Annotated in this window: 15 protein-coding genes and 3 pseudogenes; 3 read left to right on the plus strand and 15 right to left on the minus strand. The window is 63.5% G+C overall.

The features are described from left to right. Positions 1 to 2: 2 nt before the first annotated feature. From HZS63_RS08480 to HZS63_RS08500, 5 genes are read right to left on the minus strand one after another with little or no spacing between them, the layout of a single operon-like run. Positions 3 to 275, minus strand: a complete 273-nt coding sequence (locus HZS63_RS08480; protein WP_017677038.1) for a VirB3 family type IV secretion system protein — start codon at positions 273 to 275, stop codon at positions 3 to 5. Next, a complete protein-coding gene (locus tag HZS63_RS08485; RefSeq protein ID WP_003103996.1) occupies positions 272 to 655 on the minus strand; it encodes a TrbC/VirB2 family type IV secretion system protein in 384 nt (127 codons plus the stop codon). The genes HZS63_RS08480 and HZS63_RS08485 overlap by 4 nt, the downstream gene beginning before the upstream one ends. Continuing rightward, entirely contained in the window at positions 652 to 1,704 is a 1,053-nt protein-coding gene (gene trbB, locus HZS63_RS08490) for a P-type conjugative transfer ATPase TrbB (RefSeq protein WP_017677037.1), read from the minus strand. Before trbB ends, HZS63_RS08485 begins: the two co-directional genes overlap by 4 nt. Further along, complete coding sequence (locus HZS63_RS08495; RefSeq protein ID WP_017677036.1) at positions 1,701 to 2,165, minus strand: ribbon-helix-helix protein, CopG family; 465 nt, start codon at positions 2,163 to 2,165, stop codon at positions 1,701 to 1,703. Before HZS63_RS08495 ends, trbB begins: the two co-directional genes overlap by 4 nt. Further along, positions 2,162 to 4,174 (minus strand): conjugal transfer protein TraG, encoded by a 2,013-nt coding sequence (locus HZS63_RS08500; protein WP_180683611.1) that lies wholly within the window; start codon positions 4,172 to 4,174, stop codon positions 2,162 to 2,164. The genes HZS63_RS08495 and HZS63_RS08500 overlap by 4 nt, the downstream gene beginning before the upstream one ends. Here HZS63_RS08500 and HZS63_RS08505 point away from each other — a divergent pair. Beyond that, a complete protein-coding gene (locus HZS63_RS08505) occupies positions 4,169 to 4,393 on the plus strand; it encodes a hypothetical protein (RefSeq protein WP_180683612.1) in 225 nt (74 codons plus the stop codon). The two genes, HZS63_RS08500 and HZS63_RS08505, sit on opposite strands and share 6 nt — an antisense overlap. 3 nt (positions 4,394 to 4,396) lie before the next feature. On the opposite strand, the pseudogene HZS63_RS08510 reads toward HZS63_RS08505, so the two are convergent. The 5 genes and pseudogenes from HZS63_RS08510 to HZS63_RS08530 all read right to left on the minus strand — a co-directional run. Next, positions 4,397 to 5,347 (minus strand): annotated as a pseudogene (locus HZS63_RS08510) (ISL3 family transposase); the annotation flags it as partial. A gap of 43 nt (positions 5,348 to 5,390) precedes the next feature. Beyond that, positions 5,391 to 6,971: an IS66 family transposase gene (gene tnpC, locus HZS63_RS08515; RefSeq protein WP_180683613.1), complete on the minus strand. Its 1,581-nt coding sequence runs from the start codon at positions 6,969 to 6,971 to the stop codon at positions 5,391 to 5,393. Positions 6,972 to 7,035: 64 nt separating this feature from the next. Then, the gene (tnpB, locus tag HZS63_RS08520) at positions 7,036 to 7,368 is read right to left on the minus strand and encodes an IS66 family insertion sequence element accessory protein TnpB (RefSeq protein ID WP_024100067.1); all 333 of its coding nucleotides are present in this window, start codon (positions 7,366 to 7,368) and stop codon (positions 7,036 to 7,038) included. 7 nt (positions 7,369 to 7,375) lie between these two features. Next, positions 7,376 to 7,798: a transposase gene (locus HZS63_RS08525; protein ID WP_041025200.1), complete on the minus strand. Its 423-nt coding sequence runs from the start codon at positions 7,796 to 7,798 to the stop codon at positions 7,376 to 7,378. Positions 7,799 to 7,877: 79 nt separating this feature from the next. Further along, a pseudogene (locus HZS63_RS08530) lies at positions 7,878 to 8,183 on the minus strand (ISL3 family transposase); the annotation flags it as partial. A gap of 152 nt (positions 8,184 to 8,335) precedes the next feature. On the opposite strand from HZS63_RS08530, the gene HZS63_RS08535 reads away from it, so the two are divergent. Then, the gene (locus tag HZS63_RS08535) at positions 8,336 to 9,304 is read left to right on the plus strand and encodes an IS5 family transposase (protein ID WP_180683614.1); all 969 of its coding nucleotides are present in this window, start codon (positions 8,336 to 8,338) and stop codon (positions 9,302 to 9,304) included. After that, positions 9,289 to 9,432 (plus strand): annotated as a pseudogene (locus HZS63_RS08540) (IS5/IS1182 family transposase); the annotation flags it as partial. The gene HZS63_RS08535 and the pseudogene HZS63_RS08540, both read left to right, overlap by 16 nt. Positions 9,433 to 9,561: 129 nt before the next feature. On the opposite strand, the gene HZS63_RS08545 reads toward HZS63_RS08540, so the two are convergent. The 5 genes from HZS63_RS08545 to HZS63_RS08565 all read right to left on the minus strand — a co-directional run bounded on the left by HZS63_RS08545 (position 9,562) and on the right by HZS63_RS08565 (position 16,659). Further along, entirely contained in the window at positions 9,562 to 9,840 is a 279-nt protein-coding gene (locus HZS63_RS08545) for an EexN family lipoprotein (protein WP_024100071.1), read from the minus strand. After that, a complete protein-coding gene (locus HZS63_RS08550) occupies positions 9,837 to 10,781 on the minus strand; it encodes a LysR family transcriptional regulator (protein WP_024100072.1) in 945 nt (314 codons plus the stop codon). The genes HZS63_RS08545 and HZS63_RS08550 overlap by 4 nt, the downstream gene beginning before the upstream one ends. Positions 10,782 to 11,462: 681 nt before the next feature. Beyond that, positions 11,463 to 13,199: an aldehyde dehydrogenase family protein gene (locus HZS63_RS08555; RefSeq protein ID WP_024100073.1), complete on the minus strand. Its 1,737-nt coding sequence runs from the start codon at positions 13,197 to 13,199 to the stop codon at positions 11,463 to 11,465. Beyond that, entirely contained in the window at positions 13,199 to 14,839 is a 1,641-nt protein-coding gene (locus HZS63_RS08560) for a long-chain fatty acid--CoA ligase (RefSeq protein WP_180683615.1), read from the minus strand. The genes HZS63_RS08555 and HZS63_RS08560 overlap by 1 nt, the downstream gene beginning before the upstream one ends. Before the next feature lie 128 nt (positions 14,840 to 14,967). Further along, complete coding sequence (locus tag HZS63_RS08565; RefSeq protein WP_180683616.1) at positions 14,968 to 16,659, minus strand: GMC family oxidoreductase; 1,692 nt, start codon at positions 16,657 to 16,659, stop codon at positions 14,968 to 14,970. Positions 16,660 to 16,712 lie beyond the last annotated feature (53 nt).

The raw sequence follows: 16,712 nt of genomic DNA on the forward strand, positions 1-16,712 counted from the left end.
CCTCAAACATCCAGCAGCGGCTTGTGTTTGATGTGGCGGGCGAACACGGCCATGAACTGCGGATCAAGGTGCGCGCCCCAGACCGCCAGCGAATGGCCGACGATCCAGAGCACCACGCCCGGTATCCACAATTGCAGGCCCAGCCCGACAGCGGCGGCCAGCGTGCCGTTGGCGATCGCCACGGTGCGCGGCGCACCGCCCAGCAGAATCGGCTCGGTCAGCGAGCGATGCAGCGGCACCTCGAAGCCGGCGGCGAAGGTGTCCGGGGCACTCATACGACGGCCCCGCCGGAGAAGCTGAAGAACGACAGGAAGAAGCTAGAAGCGGCGAACGCGATGGACAGGCCGAAGACGATCTGGATCAGCTTGCGGAATCCGCCCGACGTATCGCCGAAGGCGAGCGCGAGGCCCGTGGCGATGATGATGATGACGGCCACGATGCGCGCCACCGGCCCCTGGATGGATTCGAGGATGGATTGCAGCGGGCCTTCCCACGGCATCGAGGAACCGGCGGCCTGCGCGGTTCCGGCCAGGAACAACAGCAGCGCGGCCAGCAGCAGCCCTTGTCCCGCAGGACGGGCCAGGCAGCGCAGCCGCGCAAGACGCAAAGCCGGATTTGCAGAAAAACGGAAAGCAGGAATGGTCATCTGCGTCATGGCAGTTCTCCAAGTGAGTCAGGGGATGGGGAAGTCGCCGCAGCAGGTGCGGCATCGGGAAGTGGCTGAAGCTCGGGAAACGGCGTTTCCAGCGCGTCCGCCAGTTGGTAGCCCACTCCGTCGAAGCTGACGACACGGGCGATGCTCTCGATGCGGCGCTTGCGCCCGCGTCCGGCGATGTGGATCACCACGTTGACCGCCTCGGCGATCAGCGCACGGGGCGGATTCACCGCCACTTCGAGAATCAGTTGCTCCAGGCGCAGCAGCGCGCCGAGCGCGGAGCCGGCATGGATCGTGGCGATGCCGCCGGGGTGGCCCGTGCCCCATACCTTGATGAGATCCAGCGCCTCGGCGCCGCGCACTTCGCCAACGACGACGCGATCAGGCCGCAGGCGCATGGACGAGCGAACCAGCTCGGTCATCGACACCACGCCTGCGCGCGTGCGCAGGGGAACGTGGTCACGGGCCGCGCATTGCAGCTCCACCGTGTCTTCGAGCACCAGCACGCGGTCGCCCGTGGCGGCAATCTCGGCCAGCAGCGCATTGGCCAGGGTCGTCTTGCCGCTGCTGGTAGCGCCGGCGATCAAGACGTTCTGCCGCTCGCGCACGGCGCGAACGAGAAAGCCCGCTTGCGCGCTGGTCATCATCCCGTCGATGACGTACCGCTCCAGCGGAATGACGCCGATGGCGCGCTTGCGCAGCGCGAAGGCTGGCCCTGGCGCGGCAGGCGGCAAGATGCCCTCGAAGCGTTCTCCCGTTTCCGGCAACTCGGCCGACAGCAGCGGTTGGCCGCGATGCACCTCCGCTCCGACATGGGCTGCCACGAGGCGGATGATTCGCTCACCGTCCGCTTCGGACAGTTCCACGCCCATCGGCGCCCGACCACTGGAAAGCCGATCCACCCAGAGGGTGCGATCGGGATTCAGCATCACCTCCACCACGTCCGGGTCTTCGAGTGCCGCGGCGATCAGCGGCCCCATCGCCGTGCGCAGCATCTGGATGCGGCGGTCGAGCGACGTGGCGCTCATGGACTGCGGAACGGCGCTCATGACGCACGCTCCTGCGCTTGCGCGGCTGCCGCCGCGTCTTCCATCCGCATCGGGTCGGGATGCAGTTCTTCCACCACGTCGCGCACCAGGCTGCGCCCGCGCAGCAGGTGCCGGCCCAACTGTTCAACGAACTGCTCGAAGCGCGCTTTGCCTTGGGCGCGGGCGGCCTCTTGGTGCGCCTCGGGGACTGGCGTGCTGACCGTGAGGTAGTAGCGAATGAACAGCGCCAGTGTCTCGATCTGGATGTTCTGGTCGCGCTCCAGGCGTTCGGTTTGGCGCGACAGGCGATCCAACCGCTTGGCGAGGGCCGCCTCGCGCTGGTCGGCGGCATCGGGCGACAGCCAGGACGCCAAGGCAGCGGCGACGATGGACGACTTGGACACGCCTTTCATGGCGGCCAGCTCGTCCAGGCGCTTGGCGTGCTCTGGCTGGATGAATAGGTTGAGGCGGTAGTGGCTCATAGCTCGATTCCGTCGTTGGGGTCGAGGGAAGCCAGCCGCGCCGTGCGCTGCATGGCCGGGTCAAGCTGGCGAGGAAGGGGAAGCGGCAGGTCGTCGTCGTCATCGAGCAGCGCGAGGTCGGCAGTCGGCACGGCCAGCTCGGGGGCGTAAGTGACGGTTTCGGAGAGTTCGGGTTGGCGGCGCGGGCCGCCGTCATCCGTGGAACCCAGGCCATCGGCGGATGCCGTGCCCGGTGCGGCGGGCACGGCGGGAACCGCCAACCCGCTCCAGTCGTCGGGCCGCGATGGCGGCGCGTCTGCGTACTGCCCGCCCGCCAGTACGGGCGGCGACAGCACGCGACGCTTGAAATTGCCGTCCGCGTAGTAGCGCAGCTTCTTCGCCTTGATTGGCGCGACGCTGGACACCATCACCACCGCCTCGTCGGGCGGAAGCTGCATCACTTCGCCCGGCGTCAGCAGCGGGCGCGCGGTTTCCTGGCGCGACACCATCAGGTGGCCCAGCCACGGCGCGAGCCGATGGCCCGCGTAGTTGCGCTGGGCGCGCAGCTCGGTGGCCGTGCCCAGCGTCTCGGAGATCCGTTTGGCGGTGCGCTCGTCGTTTGTGGCGAACGTCACGCGCACATGGCAGTTGTCGAGGATGGAGTGGTTTTGCCCATACGCCTTGTCGATCTGGTTGAGCGACTGCGCGATGAGGAAGCTGCGGATGCCGTAGCCCGCCATGAAGGCCAGCGCCGTCTCGAAGAAGTCCAGGCGCCCCAGCGCAGGGAACTCATCGAGCATCAGCAGCAGCTTGTGGCGGCGCGCGATGCCATCGGAGCCATCGAGCGATTCGGTGAGGCGCCGCCCGATCTGGTTGAGGATCAAGCGGATCAGCGGCTTCGTGCGCGAAATGTCCGAAGGCGGCACTACGAGGTACAGCGATACCGGGTGCTCGGCGGAAATGAGGTCTGCAATGCGCCAGTCGCAGCGCGACGTGACTTCGGCCACCGTAGGGTCTCGGTACAGGCCGAGGAACGACATGGCGGTGGACAGCACGCCCGAGCGCTCGTTGTCGCTCTTGTTGAGCACTTCGCGCGCCGCAGAGGCCACCACCGGATGCGGGCTTCCACCGTTCCCGTTCATCAGGTGGGGCGTGGTCATCATCCGGTGCAGGGTCAGCTCGAAGGGACTGGCCGGATCGGAGAGGAAGTTGGCGACGCCGCGCAGCGTCTTGTCTTCGCCCGCATACAGAACATGCAGGATGGCGCCCACCAGCAGCGCGTGCGAAGTCTTCTCCCAATGGTTGCGCTTCTCCAGCGCGCCTTCGGGATCGACCAGAATGTCCGCGATGTTCTGCACGTCGCGCACCTCATGCGCGCCGCGCCGCACCTCCAGCAGCGGGTTGTAGGCCGCCGACTTCGCATCCGTGGGGTTGAACAGCAGGCAATGCGAGAAGCGCGAGCGCCAGCCGGCGGTGATCTGCCAGTTCTCGCCCTTGATGTCATGGACGACGGCGGACGCGGGCCAGGAAAGCAGCGTTGGCACCACCAGGCCGACACCCTTGCCGCTGCGCGTCGGCGCGAAGGTCAGGACGTGTTCCGGGCCTTCGTGGCGCAGGTACTGGCGGTCGTGCTGGCCGAGGAACACGCCGGCCGGCTGCGTGAGGCCCGCCTTGCGAATGTCCTCCGCGTTGGCCCAGCGGGCCGAGCCGTAGGTGGTGACGAGGCGTGATTGGCGCGAGCGCCAGATCGACATGCCGATGGCGACCAGCACAGCGACAAGGCCGCTGCCGCCGGCAAACGCACCGCCGATGTCGAAAACACGGGGCGCGTAGGCGTCGAAGAAGAACCACCACTCGAACAACCGCCACGGGTGGTAGATCGGCGTACCCAGGAAATCAAACCAGGGCGAGCCAAGGCGTAGCTGATAGCCCAGAGCGGCGGCTGTCCATTGCGTGGCGCTCCAGACGCCAGCGATCACGATGCCGAATACCACGGCGATCTGACCGAACAGTACGTTCGTCCCTTGCATGACCTTGCCTCCGATTTCTCCTGCGCTGATTCCTCATGGGAAAAGCGGCACAAGGGCGTGCCGCAGGCGTCAGGATCGGTGTCAGGTCAGTGCCGGTCAAAGACCGTTTCAGGCAGAAAGATCGAGCAAAAGGAAAGAATTCGTGAAGCGGCGAGTCAAAGAAAAACGCCACAAGAACTGGCGCATTGCGGCGTGTTGAGAAAAATAAGGCTCTGTTGAATTTCAAGTGGGTTGCGGGGCATGAGGATTGATGGCCTGGAAGTCGAGCTTGCCGGCGATCAGGAAGATGACGGTTCTGATGGTGGCCAGGCGCACGAAGCCACGGGCGCGGCGCTTGGCGGCCTGGAACAGGCCGTTGATGGCCTCCAAGAAGCCGTTGGTCTGGCGGGTCTGCGCCCAGGCGACGATGCCCTCCAGGTGGCGACGCACGAGCGCGGCCACCTCCTTCATCGGTTCAACCTTGGAGTGCATGACGCAAGTGCACCAGTGCTGGAGCATGGTGCGCACGACGTTGATCTGCTTGCGCTCGAGGATCTCTCGCAGCTGCTCCTTGTAGACCCAGGCGCGGGCCGTGCGCACCGTGGTCATTCTGGCGATCAAGGCGTCCAGATCGGCGGCGGCCTCGGGCCTGAGGCGGCTGCGATCCTTCAGCAGCGACCAGCGCAGACCCTTGAGCGACTTGTCGCTGCGCTGCTCGATGCGGCGCATCTTGTCCACCGCCGCACTGGCATGCCAGACAACGTGGAACTTGTCGAAGGTGATGCGGGCGTTGGGCAGGAACTCAGTGCAGCCCTTGATGAAGGCGGGTGACATGTCGATGCTCACCGAGGTGATCTGCTCGGCCGGGCAGCCGTGCGCAGCAAGGTCCGCTGCCAGCGCTTGGAGCGTCTTGGCGTCACGGCCCTCGGTGACGAACAGCACCCGGCGTGCGGCGGCGTCGGCAGCCAAAGTGGCGTAGTCGTGGCCTCGGGCACGCGAGGTCTCGTCGATGGCCAGAGCCGTGACCTGGCTGAAGTCGGCCAGGCCCAGGGCGATCTCAACGTAGCGCTCGCACACGGCCATCACCCGGTGGGCCGACTCGCCCACGATGCGCGCCACGGCGGCAAACGGCATCTGCTGCGCCAGCATCAGGATCAGCGCCTCGAACAGCAGCGTGAAGGTATCCGTCCGGCCAACTCACCTGGACGGATTTGCATTCCTTTGATCTGGCGCGCTGCTACGGGGCTGCCGCAAGCTTCCAGCGATGCGGCAGCAACTCATCAATGCGGCTGGCCGGGTGCGTGGGCAGGCGCTCCAACACGTTCTTGATGTAGGCGTAGGGCTCATGCCCGTTGATGCGCGCCGAGTGCAGCAGGCTCATGATGGCCGCCGCCCGCTGGCCTGCGCGCAGGCTGCCGGCGAACAGCCAATTCGAGCGGCCGATGGCGATGGGCCGGATCTGGTTCTCCACCCAGTTGTTGGAGATCGGCACATCGCCGTCCTGCACGAAGCGCGTGAGTTGCGTCCAGCGCTTGAAGCTGTAGTCGATGGCCTTCATCGTGGCCGAGCCCGGCGGCACCAACTGCCGCTGTCTGAGCAACCAGCGATGCAAGACCGCTAGCACCCGACGTGACTTGCGCTGCCGTATCTTCCTTCGCTCATCGCCAGGCAGTTCCTCGATCTCGCGCTCGATCCTGAACAGCACCTGGAAGTAGCGCAGCGCTTGGTGGCCGACCGCGCTGGCGTGGTTGGCCCACAGGTCGTTGAATTTCCTGCGCGCGTGCGCCATGCATTGCGCCGATGTCACGCCCTTGGTCGTCGTGGCGGTGTAGCCGCCAAAGCCGTCGGAAACCAGCGTTCCCTGCCAGGCTCGCGGGGTGTCGAGCTTGAGGAACTGCTGAACGTTCTCGCCGCTGCGGCCCTCGGTGAACTGGAAGACCACGGCCTTCGTCGCGTTCAAGCTCGTGGTGCAGTACGACCAGATGTAGGCCTTGTGCGTCTTGCCGTCGCTCAGGTGCTTGGGCTTGAGCATGGCCACCGGCGTCTCGTCGGCGTGCAGCACCGCATGGCGGCGCAACTCGTCGGCCAGCGCGTTGACCAGCGGCTGCAATTGCGCCCCGCACTCGCCGACCCACTGCGCCAGCGTCGAGCGGGCGATCAGGTGGCCGGCGCGCTCGAAGATGGCTTCCTGGCGGTACAGCGGCAGGTGATCCAGGAACTTGGCAACCAGCAGGTGCGCCAGCAGGCCGGCGCTCGGGATGCCCTTGTCGATGACGTGTGCCGGCACCGGCGCCTGAACAATCCGCTCGCAGCAGCGGCATGCCCACTTGCCACGCACATGGCGCTCGACGCTGAACACGCCGGGCTGGTAGTCCAGCCGCTCGGCCACGTCCTCGCCGAAGCGCTGCAGGGGCTGCCCGCAATTGCAGGTGGTGTCCACCGGCTCGTGCAGCACGTCGCGGCGCGGCAGATGCGCTGGCAACGGGGTGCGCTTGGGCGTCTTCTTCTCGGTCTTGTCCTTGGCCTTGTCGTCGGCCTGGCCCTGCTCGCGTTCGATCTCCCGTTCGAGTTCGGCCAGGTCGGCGTCCAGCGTCTCCTCCAGCAGACTCCTTTGCTCGGGTGCCAGGCTGGCAGCGAAGCGTTCGCTGGTGGCGGCGAACTTCATCCGCTTGAGCACGGCCATCTCGTGCGTGAGCTTGTCGATGAACGCCTGCTTGAAGGCGATCTCGGCGTCGCGCTGCTGGATCTGCGCCAGCAGCGACTGCACGGCCTGGCGCATCTGCGGCTGCAGGGTGTCCAGTTGCTCGGCGCTGATCATGGACGTGATCCTGCCGCGCCGAAGCGCCCTGCGCATCGGCACATCCGGCAATTGCAAGGGTGGTTCAGATCACACGGATGATCCCCGCATCGCCCAGCCGCTGCCAGGGCAGGCCCAGCACCAGGGCATCGAACTGCGGCCGCGTCAGCTGCAGCGTGGCGCTGGCGTCGGCGGGCCAGACGAACTTGCCGGCGTTGAGCCTGCGAGCGGCCAGCCACACGCCGATGCCGTCGTGCACCAGCACCTTCATGCGGTTGGCGCGCCGATTGGCGAAGAGGTAGGCATGGTTCGGGTGCGCAGCGCCGAAGACGCCGACCACGCGGGCGAGTGCGGCCTCGGTGCCCAGGCGCATGTCCAGGGGCTGTACGGCCAGCCACACAGCATCGACCTTGATCATGCGCGTCTCAAGCCAGTACGTCGCGCAGCCAGGCGGCGCTGCGCGCGTCCATCGGCAGGCTGGCGCTGACACTGGTGGTGCCGCGGCGGATCTCCACCGTGACGCGTTCGGATGCCGAGGGGGCAGCGCTCGGCTCGGGCGCGGCAGGTGTTCGATCACCGAAGTCGGCCAGCGTCACCGGCACGAATGCGGGTGGGCTCATGGCGGCCTGGGTGCGCGTCGCCGCGGATGCATCGTCGGCCATCTCCGACTCGCGCACCCAGCGTCGCAGCATGTTCGCGTTCAGGCCGTTGGCAAGCGCCACTGCGGCGACCGAGCCATGGCCTTGGCGGGCCATCGCGATGACATGCGACTTGAACTCATCGCAGTGCCGCCGCCAGCTCCGCTTGGGTGGCCGCGCCACACCGGGATCGGGTTGGGAAGTGTCCATGTGTCCACGCATTTGTTCGTGGACACAAGCATCCAGGGCCGGCTGCGGCAATTCAAGGTGGGTTGGCCGGACGGTTACGCGTGAAGCCCGACAGGCGCCCGGCAAAGTCCGGCTCGACCAGGCGCACCGAGCCGTTGGGCAGCTTGACACGAGGCGTGCGCACCTGCAGGTGGCATTCGTGCTGGAAGAAGTTCAGGTGCCGATAGGTCTTGGTCACGGTGTCGTGCACCGGGTGCGCACCTTCGTGTCCGGAGATCGTGAAGCGCGTGCCCGGCTTGAAGTCGATCAGCACCGTCAGCACCTTGGCCGCTTCGTCGAACTCCACCGTGTCCACCACCCAGGGCTGGGCAATCCCCAGCGCCACCTCAAACAGCTTGGCCGTCATCACTGCCCCCCGCTTCTATGCCCACCAAGGCCCAAGATTACCCACTCGGAATTCAAGAGAGGCAAAAATAATGAGGTGATGCGGCTAAGGAAGGTCTGAACAAGTGCATGTTTCTTGCATGAGGCACAGGGTCACGCAGCGGAGCCACATCGATGAGCCAGATCAGTTTCTCGGACGCGGAGCAAGCGGGCAAGAGGAAGAAGACGCGGCGCGAAGTCTTCCTCGGCGAGATGGAAGTGGTGGTGCCGTGGAAGGCGCTGCTCAAGGTGATCGAGCCGCACTACCCGGTGGCGGGTCGGGGCCGCAGGCCGTATCCGCTGGAGGCGATGCTGCGAGTGCACCTGATGCAGAACTGGTTCGCGCTGAGCGATCCGGCGATGGAAGAGGCGCTGTACGAGATCGCCTCGCTGCGCACGTTTGCCGAGCTGGATCTGGCGGCGATCCCTGACGAGACGACGATCCTAAACTTCCGCCACCTGCTGGAGGCCAACGACCTGGCCGAGGACATCCTCAAGACGGTCAACGCGCACCTGGCCCGCAAAGGCCTGCTGCTCAAGCGCGGCAGCATCGTGGACGCCACGATCATCGCCGCGCCGAGTTCGACCAAGAACGCCGAGGGTGGGCGCGACCCCGAGATGCACCAGACCCGCAAGGGCAAGCAGTGGCACTTCGGCATGAAGGCGCACATCGCGGTGGATGCCGACAGTGGTCTGGTTCACACGGTCACCACCACGGCGGCCAACGAGTCCGACGTCGAACAGATCGGCGATCTGCTGCATGGCAAGGAACAAGACGTGTGGGCCGACTCGGGCTACCGGGGCGCGCAGCGCCGAGTGACCCGAGATGATCGGCACTGGCACATCGCCGGCCGGCCCAGCGACATGGCCAAGCTGCCCGAGGGGCGTGCGAAGCAGAGGCTCAGGAAGCAGGAGTACCGCAAGGCCAGCGTGCGCGCAAAGGTCGAGCACCCGTTTCGGGTCATCAAGTGGCAGTTCGGGCTGGTGAAGGTCAGGTTCCGGGGGTTGGCGAAGAACACGGCCCACGTGGTCACCCTCTTCGCGCTGTCGAACCTGTGGATGGCGCGCAAGAAGTTGATGGCGNGTGGCAGTTCGGGCTGGTGAAGGTCAGGTTCCGGGGGTTGGCGAAGAACACGGCCCACGTGGTCACCCTCTTCGCGCTGTCGAACCTGTGGATGGCGCGCAAGAAGTTGATGGCGATGGTGGGAGTCGTCCGCCTGCAGATGGCATGACGCACGAACAACGCGGCGCGATGCGCCCAAAATCCTCGAAGCGCCGGCACTCTTCCGGGCCGAACCAGTTCGCACGGCTCAATGCCATCGCGTTCTTGCCCTGTTCAGACCTTCCCTAACCGCCAACAGTCAGAACTTCGGCGATTCTTTCGGTGGCGCGTACGGGGTTTCGCCGTCGCCATAGAACCGCTTGCGCGTGGCTTCGGCGACCCGGTTGCACAGAAGGTCACCCAACTTGGGGCGGCCGGCTTTGCATTGCCGCCGCAGCTCCTTGAGCCGTTCGGGGTTGGCTGCCAGTTCTTCCACCGTTGGAATGCTGACCTCTGAGACGGCGGCCTTTTGAGGCGTCTCGGACTGGCCGCAGGCTGTCAGGGCTGCCACGAACAGGAAGGGGATGATCTTCTTCACGGCCTCGGTTCCTCCGGTGGATCGGGATGGAGGTCCGGTATGGGCCCGGGCGACTCCGGTGACTCGACGGCCTGCACGCGCTCAATGAACCGCGCCAGCACATCGGACGAGTTGCCTTCGAGACGCAGCAGGTAAGTTGTCAAAGGCGGCACGCGCGATGCCAACGGCCGGGCCACGACGCCAGGCTCGCGATTGGCAGCAATGCGTGCGGCGCCGACCAGTCCCAGCGCGAAGCCGGCTGATACCAGGGCCATCATCAGGTCAGTGGATGCCACCCGCTCTGCAATCAGTGGCTCCATATCCGCGCGGCGTAGCACCCGCTCAACGTGCTTGGCATGGCCTTCACATGCCTGTGGATCGCACAAGACCAACGGATAGCGCAAAAGTTCGTCTAAAGGAATGCGCTTATGTGCCAGTAGGGGGTGCCGAGCGGGCACTGCCACTATCAGCGCATCGCTCCAAGCGGGCACGGAAACGATGCCATTGCCAACTTCGTTGGACTGGGCGAACCCTACGTCATAGAGATCGTCATGTAGCCCTTTGATCTGCTGCGACAGCGGCACCTCGAAGAGGCGAATCTCGACCTCAGGTTCTTCTTGGCGACAAAGTACAAGCAAAGCGGATAGGCGCGACAGCGTGATACCGTCGGACAGAGCCACGCGCAGTTGCCTGTGAAAGCCATTGGCTGCCGCTTTCACGCTGTCACGCGCTTGTTCCAAGGCAGCAAACACGCGACGCACGTGCTCAAGGAACAGATTCCCGGCTCGGGTTAGCCGCGTGCTGCGTGTGGTGCGAGCAAACAAAATCACGCCTAGTTCTTCTTCCAGTTCCTTGATGGCGCGCGATAGCGGCGACTGCTCGATATACAATCGCTCGGCGGCGCGGGCGAAGTGGAGTTCTTCGGCCACAGCCAGAAAGCAGCGCAAATGACGAAGTTCCATATCCCGTTCCTCACTAGGTGACTGGCAAAGCCTTGTGGTGATGCATGGCCGAGTGACCTGCCCCAACGCGCGCATTGCCTTCGATAAGTTCTACTTCGTTGCCCACGCCACAAGCGATGTTGACTAGACGCCTCACCTTGGACAGAAGATCGAACCGGATCTCGAGGGCTCATGCTGGGCGTTGATCAGAGACCGCATCCGCCAGCCCGCCTTCCTACGGGCCGATCTGAGCAGCCTCATCACCCAAGTTGCGACCAAGCGCACGGCGCGCGAGCCTTTACCGAAAGCGGCTGCACGAGTTCCCCGTTCGGAAGCAGACCATCGTTGCGTGCGAGATGCGCACCCAGTGGTACACGACCTTCATGCGCTCCGGGGTTGAGCCGAGGAGGGGCGCTTGTCTGATCCGCAAACATTTCGAGGACATCGTTGCCTAGACGCAAGTCCGTCAGACCAACGGCTTCTTCCATGCGGCTAAGCGCAAGGCGCGCGTCTACCCGCTTCGCCACCAGGTGAACCGTATTCTTCCTGAGCACAGGCAAGCACAACTTCGTTCAGATAGGCCCGCAACTGCTTAACCCACGCAAAGTCGGAAAGAGTCTGTAGCGAAAGAGCCCTTGATTCACCTCCAGACTTGCTTGGGTAAACTGAAAATCCTTTCAAATTGGTATGAATTTCTCGCCGTCACCCACGCAGGGCGTTGACGAAAATCCTCGGCAGCTTGGTCCAGCTGGGTTTGAACTGGAAGTCGGTCAAGAGACGGCCAATCACATCTTGCCGCCGGTTCGTGATGAACCAAGGTGGCCGAGGAAGGAGCGTTGGATGCAGTGAGAGCAGACTGCGAGGGAATGGTCGCCATGGGGCGGATATGACGGTACGCTCCGTTCCTTCAAGCATGAACGAGTTATGTACCGTCCCAATACCAGATTGCGGATCGCGCGACGACCCTCCGGGAAATCCTCCCCAGGGGCAGGGTGCAAGCAGAAATCCCAATCCGGTCCAAGCATTCACGGCGATGGTGCCGTAGCGCAGCTTTTGAAGCAGTTCTTCGAAGCGTTGACGACCGATCTCTCGCACAGTCTTGGGGTGAATCAGAATATTTGCCCCCAGGGTGCCGTACAAACGGTCATTAGCGTACGCAATGGCTGATTCAAGGTACGACCCCGCATCTTTATATTCGAAGGACTTTATTGCTAACGCCGTGCCGAAGACTTCGTGCTGCGCCAGCCATGGCTCATCGCCCCGATCCATGTTCGCAAGAATGCACGCAGGCGCAAGCAGACCACGGTCGATCGCATCCGAACCTCCGGCGTGGGCGGCAAACTCTTCGATGCGCTGCTCGTTGCCAGGGTAGTAGGCCTCCCGCTGCCCGAAGCGCGACATGACATTGGACACAGCAGCCAAAAGTTTGTCCGTGTGTCGCCAGCCACGAGGCACGATCAAGGTTTGGCACGCCACGCAGTTAAAGCCGGAGTTGTGCAACTTGTGCGTTGCTATCTGTTCGGCCTGAAAGCGGATGTCCGCGTTCGACCACGGCCCGGGCACCACAATGGTGGGGCAGACTGCGCCCAGTTCGGACGTGATCTTTCGATGGTTCTTCGGTGTATTCGCGGCCTTGTTGCGTGCGCCTTCTTCTCCGATGCCCCAGACGATGGCATCGTGGGTGGCCTTTGCGCCGGTGATGTGGATTTCCTCTACCAGCGGATGCTCGCACAGGTAGGCACCCACGGCGCCATCGCCGCGAATGATGCGTAGCGCGTCGCATTCGATCAGGGGCCGCAGGGCTGCCTTGAGATAGTCGGTCAGGTAGTCGTTGACCGGATTCATCTTCAGCAGAACCACCTGGTTTTCGATAAACAGCTTCTGAAATGCATCGAGAGGCGAGATGGCCGCGATGTTGCCTGCCCCCAAGACTAGGGCCACCTTACCGCGCCGCTGTTCGGGAGGGATGTCATAGGCGACCGCCGCATGTTGAGCGAGACTGGCCTCGGAGATTCCCTTTTGCATCCAGACTTCAGCTGAGACCCCGGATAGGAGCAACCGATCCCAGATCGAATGGGGCAGAACTCTAACCGCCAATTGCCCATTCTTGAGGTGGCCCAAGGGCAAGTGCTCAAGATATTCCTTTCTATCAATGGCACCGAGTGTCTGCATCAACCCGTTGCAGGCGCCCATGAGGGCGTAGGGGCCGGAGAGCCATTCCTCCCCGGCCAGCGGCGATGCATGCGGAATGCGCTTCTTCCGGGCAGCTGTCTCCGCCCACCCCTGCGCAACCTGCATCAGCGCTGGCTTGATGCGGCCGAGAATAGCAATCCGATCGGCGACCGAGGTTTTTGCCCAGTGGTGCTTGGCCCCATCCAGTGCCTGCAAGTCCTGATCCAACAGGGCCTGAATATCGAAATTTGGGAGAGCGGCCCCCATCACTGCGTGCTCTCCGTGGTATTGCCGGTCAGGAGGCTGCCGTAGGCTTCGCGGAGCCTGTTCTTGAGCACCTTCCCCGTGCCACTGAGTGGCAACGCGTCAATGAAGACGGCTTTGTCGGGGATCTGCCAGTCCGGCAAACGTCCTTTGAAGAAGGCCAGAAGGTCCGCTTCGGACACATTCGCGCCTTCCTTTTTCACGGCGACCAGAACCGGTCGTTCGTCCCACTTCGGGTGGGGCACGCCGATGGCCGCCGCATTGGCGATGGCAGGATGTCCGATAGCGATGTTCTCGATCTCGACCGATGAAATCCACTCTCCACCAGACTTGATGATGTCCTTGGCGCGGTCGCGGATGACCATATAGCCGTTGACATCAAGCGTTGCTATATCACCGGTGTCGAACCAGCCATCACTGGTCAGCGCACTGGATTCGGCGCCGAAGTAGCTGCTGACGATCCAGTGCCCCCTGATCTGTAGTTTGCCCGGGGATTTGCCGTCGTTCGGCAAGACTGCGCCGCCGTCATCGACCACGCGCAGCTGAACGCCGTAGGGTGGTCGTCCCTGCCCCAGTCGCACTTCGCTCTGCCGCTGAGGATCAAGATGGATGTGGCGAGCCAGTGGTTGATTCAGGGTGCCCAGCGGGCTCGTTTCGGTCATGCCCCAGGCATGGATCAGTTCGACACCGAACTCGTCCCGGAACGCGGCGAACATCGACGGCGGCAGTGCCGCGCCGCCAACGATGGTGCGTTTCAAGCTTTTGGGCTTGGTGCCGCGCGCCCTCAACGCCGCCAGCAGTCCCATCCAGATCGTGGGAACGCCAAGTGCCAGACCGACTTCCTCGTCGTCGATCAGGGTGGCGAGACTTGGGCCGTCAAGGTTCGGGCCAGGCAATACCAGTTTCGCTCCCTGCGCCGCCGCAATGTAGGGCACTCCCCAGGCGTTGACGTGAAACATGGGAACAACCGGCATGACAGCATCGCGGGCCGAAATGCCAATGCCATCCGGGCTGTTGCCCGCCAATGCATGCAGCACCGTGGAGCGGTGGCTGTAGAGCACACCCTTCGGATGTCCCGTGGTGCCGGAGGTGTAACACAGCGACGAAGCTAGTTCCTCGTCAATACTCGGCCACTGATAGTTGGTGTCGCCCGAGGCGACCACCTCATCGTAGAACTGCAAGCCATCCAACATGTCCGATGCCTTCTCATCGCGCGGCCCCATGAGGATGACGTGTTTGACGGTACTCAATGCCGACCGAAGCTTGGCCACGATGGGTAGAAAGGTCCGGTCGATGAACAACACCTGATCATCGGCATGGTTGACGATGTAGATCAGGGTTTCGGCGGACAGGCGCGGATTGACCGTGTGGCACACCATGCCCGCGCCGGAAACGCCATAGTAGATTTCCAAGTGGCGCCGATTGTTCCAGGCGATAGTCGCACAGCGGTCGCCCGATTGCACGCCCAGTTTGGCCAACGCCGACGACAGGCGTCGCGCATTGATCTCGACTTGACCCCAAGTCGTGTGTTCGGTCCCGCCCGTGGTGTTGACGGAGACGACTGGCGTATCGGCGTGGTAACGCGCTGCATGGGTGATGAGACTGGAGACGAGCAAAGGCTCGCGCATCATTTTTCCGAGCATTTTTCTACTTTCTTTCAGAATTGGTATTTGAGGCCGGCGTGGACAACCAGAGGATTGAGGCGACTGGAGACTGAAGTAGACGGTCCACCAAGCGCAGGCAACGTGCCAGCGGCCTTTAAGAGGTTTTTCTATTGGTATGCAGATTTACCTGAGGAGTGCGCTCTCGTATGCTTGGCGTTCGTTTTTCGGGAAATCTGGGCTGGGTGTCCATGTGCTCGTTTAATGAGGTCCGCCGCCCTCTCGGCGATCATGATCGTTGGCGCGTTGGTGTTGCCGCTGATCAAAGTCGGCATGATGGAGGCATCGACGACTCGCAAACCTTGCAGACCATGTACCTTCAGCTCCGCATCGACCACGGCCATTGGGTCCACACCCATCTTGCAGGTGCCGACCGGGTGGTAAATGGTGTCGGATCGATCTCGAATGAGCTGGACCCATTGCGCATCACTCATGCCATCGGTAACGCCGAATAGTTCGCGCCCACGGTACTTGGCCAAGGGGGATGCCAGCATGATCTCTCGTGTGGCCTTGGCCCCTTGGACCAGGAGCTTCACGTCACGCTCGTCAGACAGGAAGCGCGGATCGATTCCTGGGTCGTCCAGCGGGTTGGGTGATTGCAAGAACACCTCGCCACGCGAGTAAGGGCGCAGATTGCAGACGTGGCACGAGTAACCATACCCAACATGCAGTTTGCGCGCGTGGTCGTCCACGATCGAGATCACGAAGTGCAGTTGCAAATCCGGCCGATCCACGTCAGGGGCGCTCTTGAAGAATGCGCCGCCCTCGGCAAATGGGGTGGCAAGCATACCGCTGCCATCCTTGCGCCAACTGGCGATGTGGCCCAGCATGTTCACTGACCCTCTGAGTCCGATGCCGAAGTTGTCCGCGTCCCGGGTGGTGTAGGCCAGAATGAAATCCAGGTGGTCCTGCAAGTTCTGGCCAACACCGGGTAACTCATGCACCATGCGGATCCCGTGATGGGTAATGTCTTCCGGGCGCCCGACGCCGGACAGCTGAAGAATCTGCGGTGAACCAAAGGCGCCGGCAGCCAGAATGACCTCCCGCTTGGCCCTGACCTCGTGTTCGGCACCGCCGGCATGGTAGGCCACGCCCACGGCGCGCTTGCCCTCGAAGATGATCCGGCTGGCGCGGGTATTCGTCTTGATCGTGAGATTCGGCCGTTGCCCCCGCAGAGGATGCAAGTATGCGGCTGCAGCGGAGCAACGCTCGCCTCGGCGGGCAGCATCGTGGAATTGCGTGACCTGATACAAGCCAACGCCTTCGTTGTCTCCATCATTGAAATCGGCACGAAACGGAATGCCGCGCTGCTTGGCTGCCTCAATGAACGCAAGCGTGATCGGCCTGGGGCTACGCTGCTCGGACACATGCAAAGGTCCATTCCCGCCATGGAGCTTGCTCGCTCCACGCTCGTTGTTCTCTGCCTTCAGGAAATACGGCAGCACCGAGTCCCAGTCCCACCCTTGACACCCCAGGTCGGCCCAGTGATCGTAGTCCTGACGCTGGCCCCGGACGTAGAGCATGGCGTTGATGGCCGAAGATCCGCCAAGGGCGCGGCCCCGCGGTTGATAGCCCCGCCGACCATTGAGGTTCGGCTGAGGTACCGTGTTCAATGCCCAGTTGTTGATCTTGCCCCTGCCCGGCATCATGGCCACCGTTCCAGCAGGCATGCGGACGACCAAGGAGTCGCCTTGTCCGCCCGCTTCAAGCAGGCAAACACTGACGCTGGAATCTTCACTCAGCCGCGAGGCCAGGGTGGCGCCGGCAGAGCCGCCGCCTACGATGATGTAATCGAAATTCATAAGAGCCCACGAAGGAGCCGATGGCTCCGAATTGAAAGAAGGGAGTGGAGGGA

It is taken from the genome of Tepidicella baoligensis, from assembly GCF_013432195.1.
GTDB classification, from domain to species: domain Bacteria; phylum Pseudomonadota; class Gammaproteobacteria; order Burkholderiales; family Burkholderiaceae_C; genus Tepidicella; species Tepidicella baoligensis.

Excerpts from the sequence above, each read along its gene's own strand:
- HZS63_RS08495 (WP_017677036.1), bottom strand. The coding sequence starts at position 2,165 with ATGAGCCACTACCGCCTCAACCTATTCATCCAGCCAGAGCACGCCAAG.
- trbB (WP_017677037.1), bottom strand. The coding sequence starts at position 1,704 with ATGAGCGCCGTTCCGCAGTCCATGAGCGCCACGTCGCTCGACCGCCGC.
- HZS63_RS08480 (WP_017677038.1), bottom strand. The coding sequence starts at position 275 with ATGAGTGCCCCGGACACCTTCGCCGCCGGCTTCGAGGTGCCGCTGCAT.
- tnpC (WP_180683613.1), bottom strand. The coding sequence starts at position 6,971 with ATGATCAGCGCCGAGCAACTGGACACCCTGCAGCCGCAGATGCGCCAG.
- HZS63_RS08500 (WP_180683611.1), bottom strand. The coding sequence starts at position 4,174 with ATGCAAGGGACGAACGTACTGTTCGGTCAGATCGCCGTGGTATTCGGC.
- HZS63_RS08560 (WP_180683615.1), bottom strand. The coding sequence starts at position 14,839 with ATGCTCGGAAAAATGATGCGCGAGCCTTTGCTCGTCTCCAGTCTCATC.
- HZS63_RS08525 (WP_041025200.1), bottom strand. The coding sequence starts at position 7,798 with ATGGACACTTCCCAACCCGATCCCGGTGTGGCGCGGCCACCCAAGCGG.
- HZS63_RS08485 (WP_003103996.1), bottom strand. The coding sequence starts at position 655 with ATGACGCAGATGACCATTCCTGCTTTCCGTTTTTCTGCAAATCCGGCT.
- tnpB (WP_024100067.1), bottom strand. The coding sequence starts at position 7,368 with ATGATCAAGGTCGATGCTGTGTGGCTGGCCGTACAGCCCCTGGACATG.
- HZS63_RS08555 (WP_024100073.1), bottom strand. The coding sequence starts at position 13,199 with ATGGGGGCCGCTCTCCCAAATTTCGATATTCAGGCCCTGTTGGATCAG.
- HZS63_RS08565 (WP_180683616.1), bottom strand. The coding sequence starts at position 16,659 with ATGAATTTCGATTACATCATCGTAGGCGGCGGCTCTGCCGGCGCCACC.
- HZS63_RS08550 (WP_024100072.1), bottom strand. The coding sequence starts at position 10,781 with ATGGAACTTCGTCATTTGCGCTGCTTTCTGGCTGTGGCCGAAGAACTC.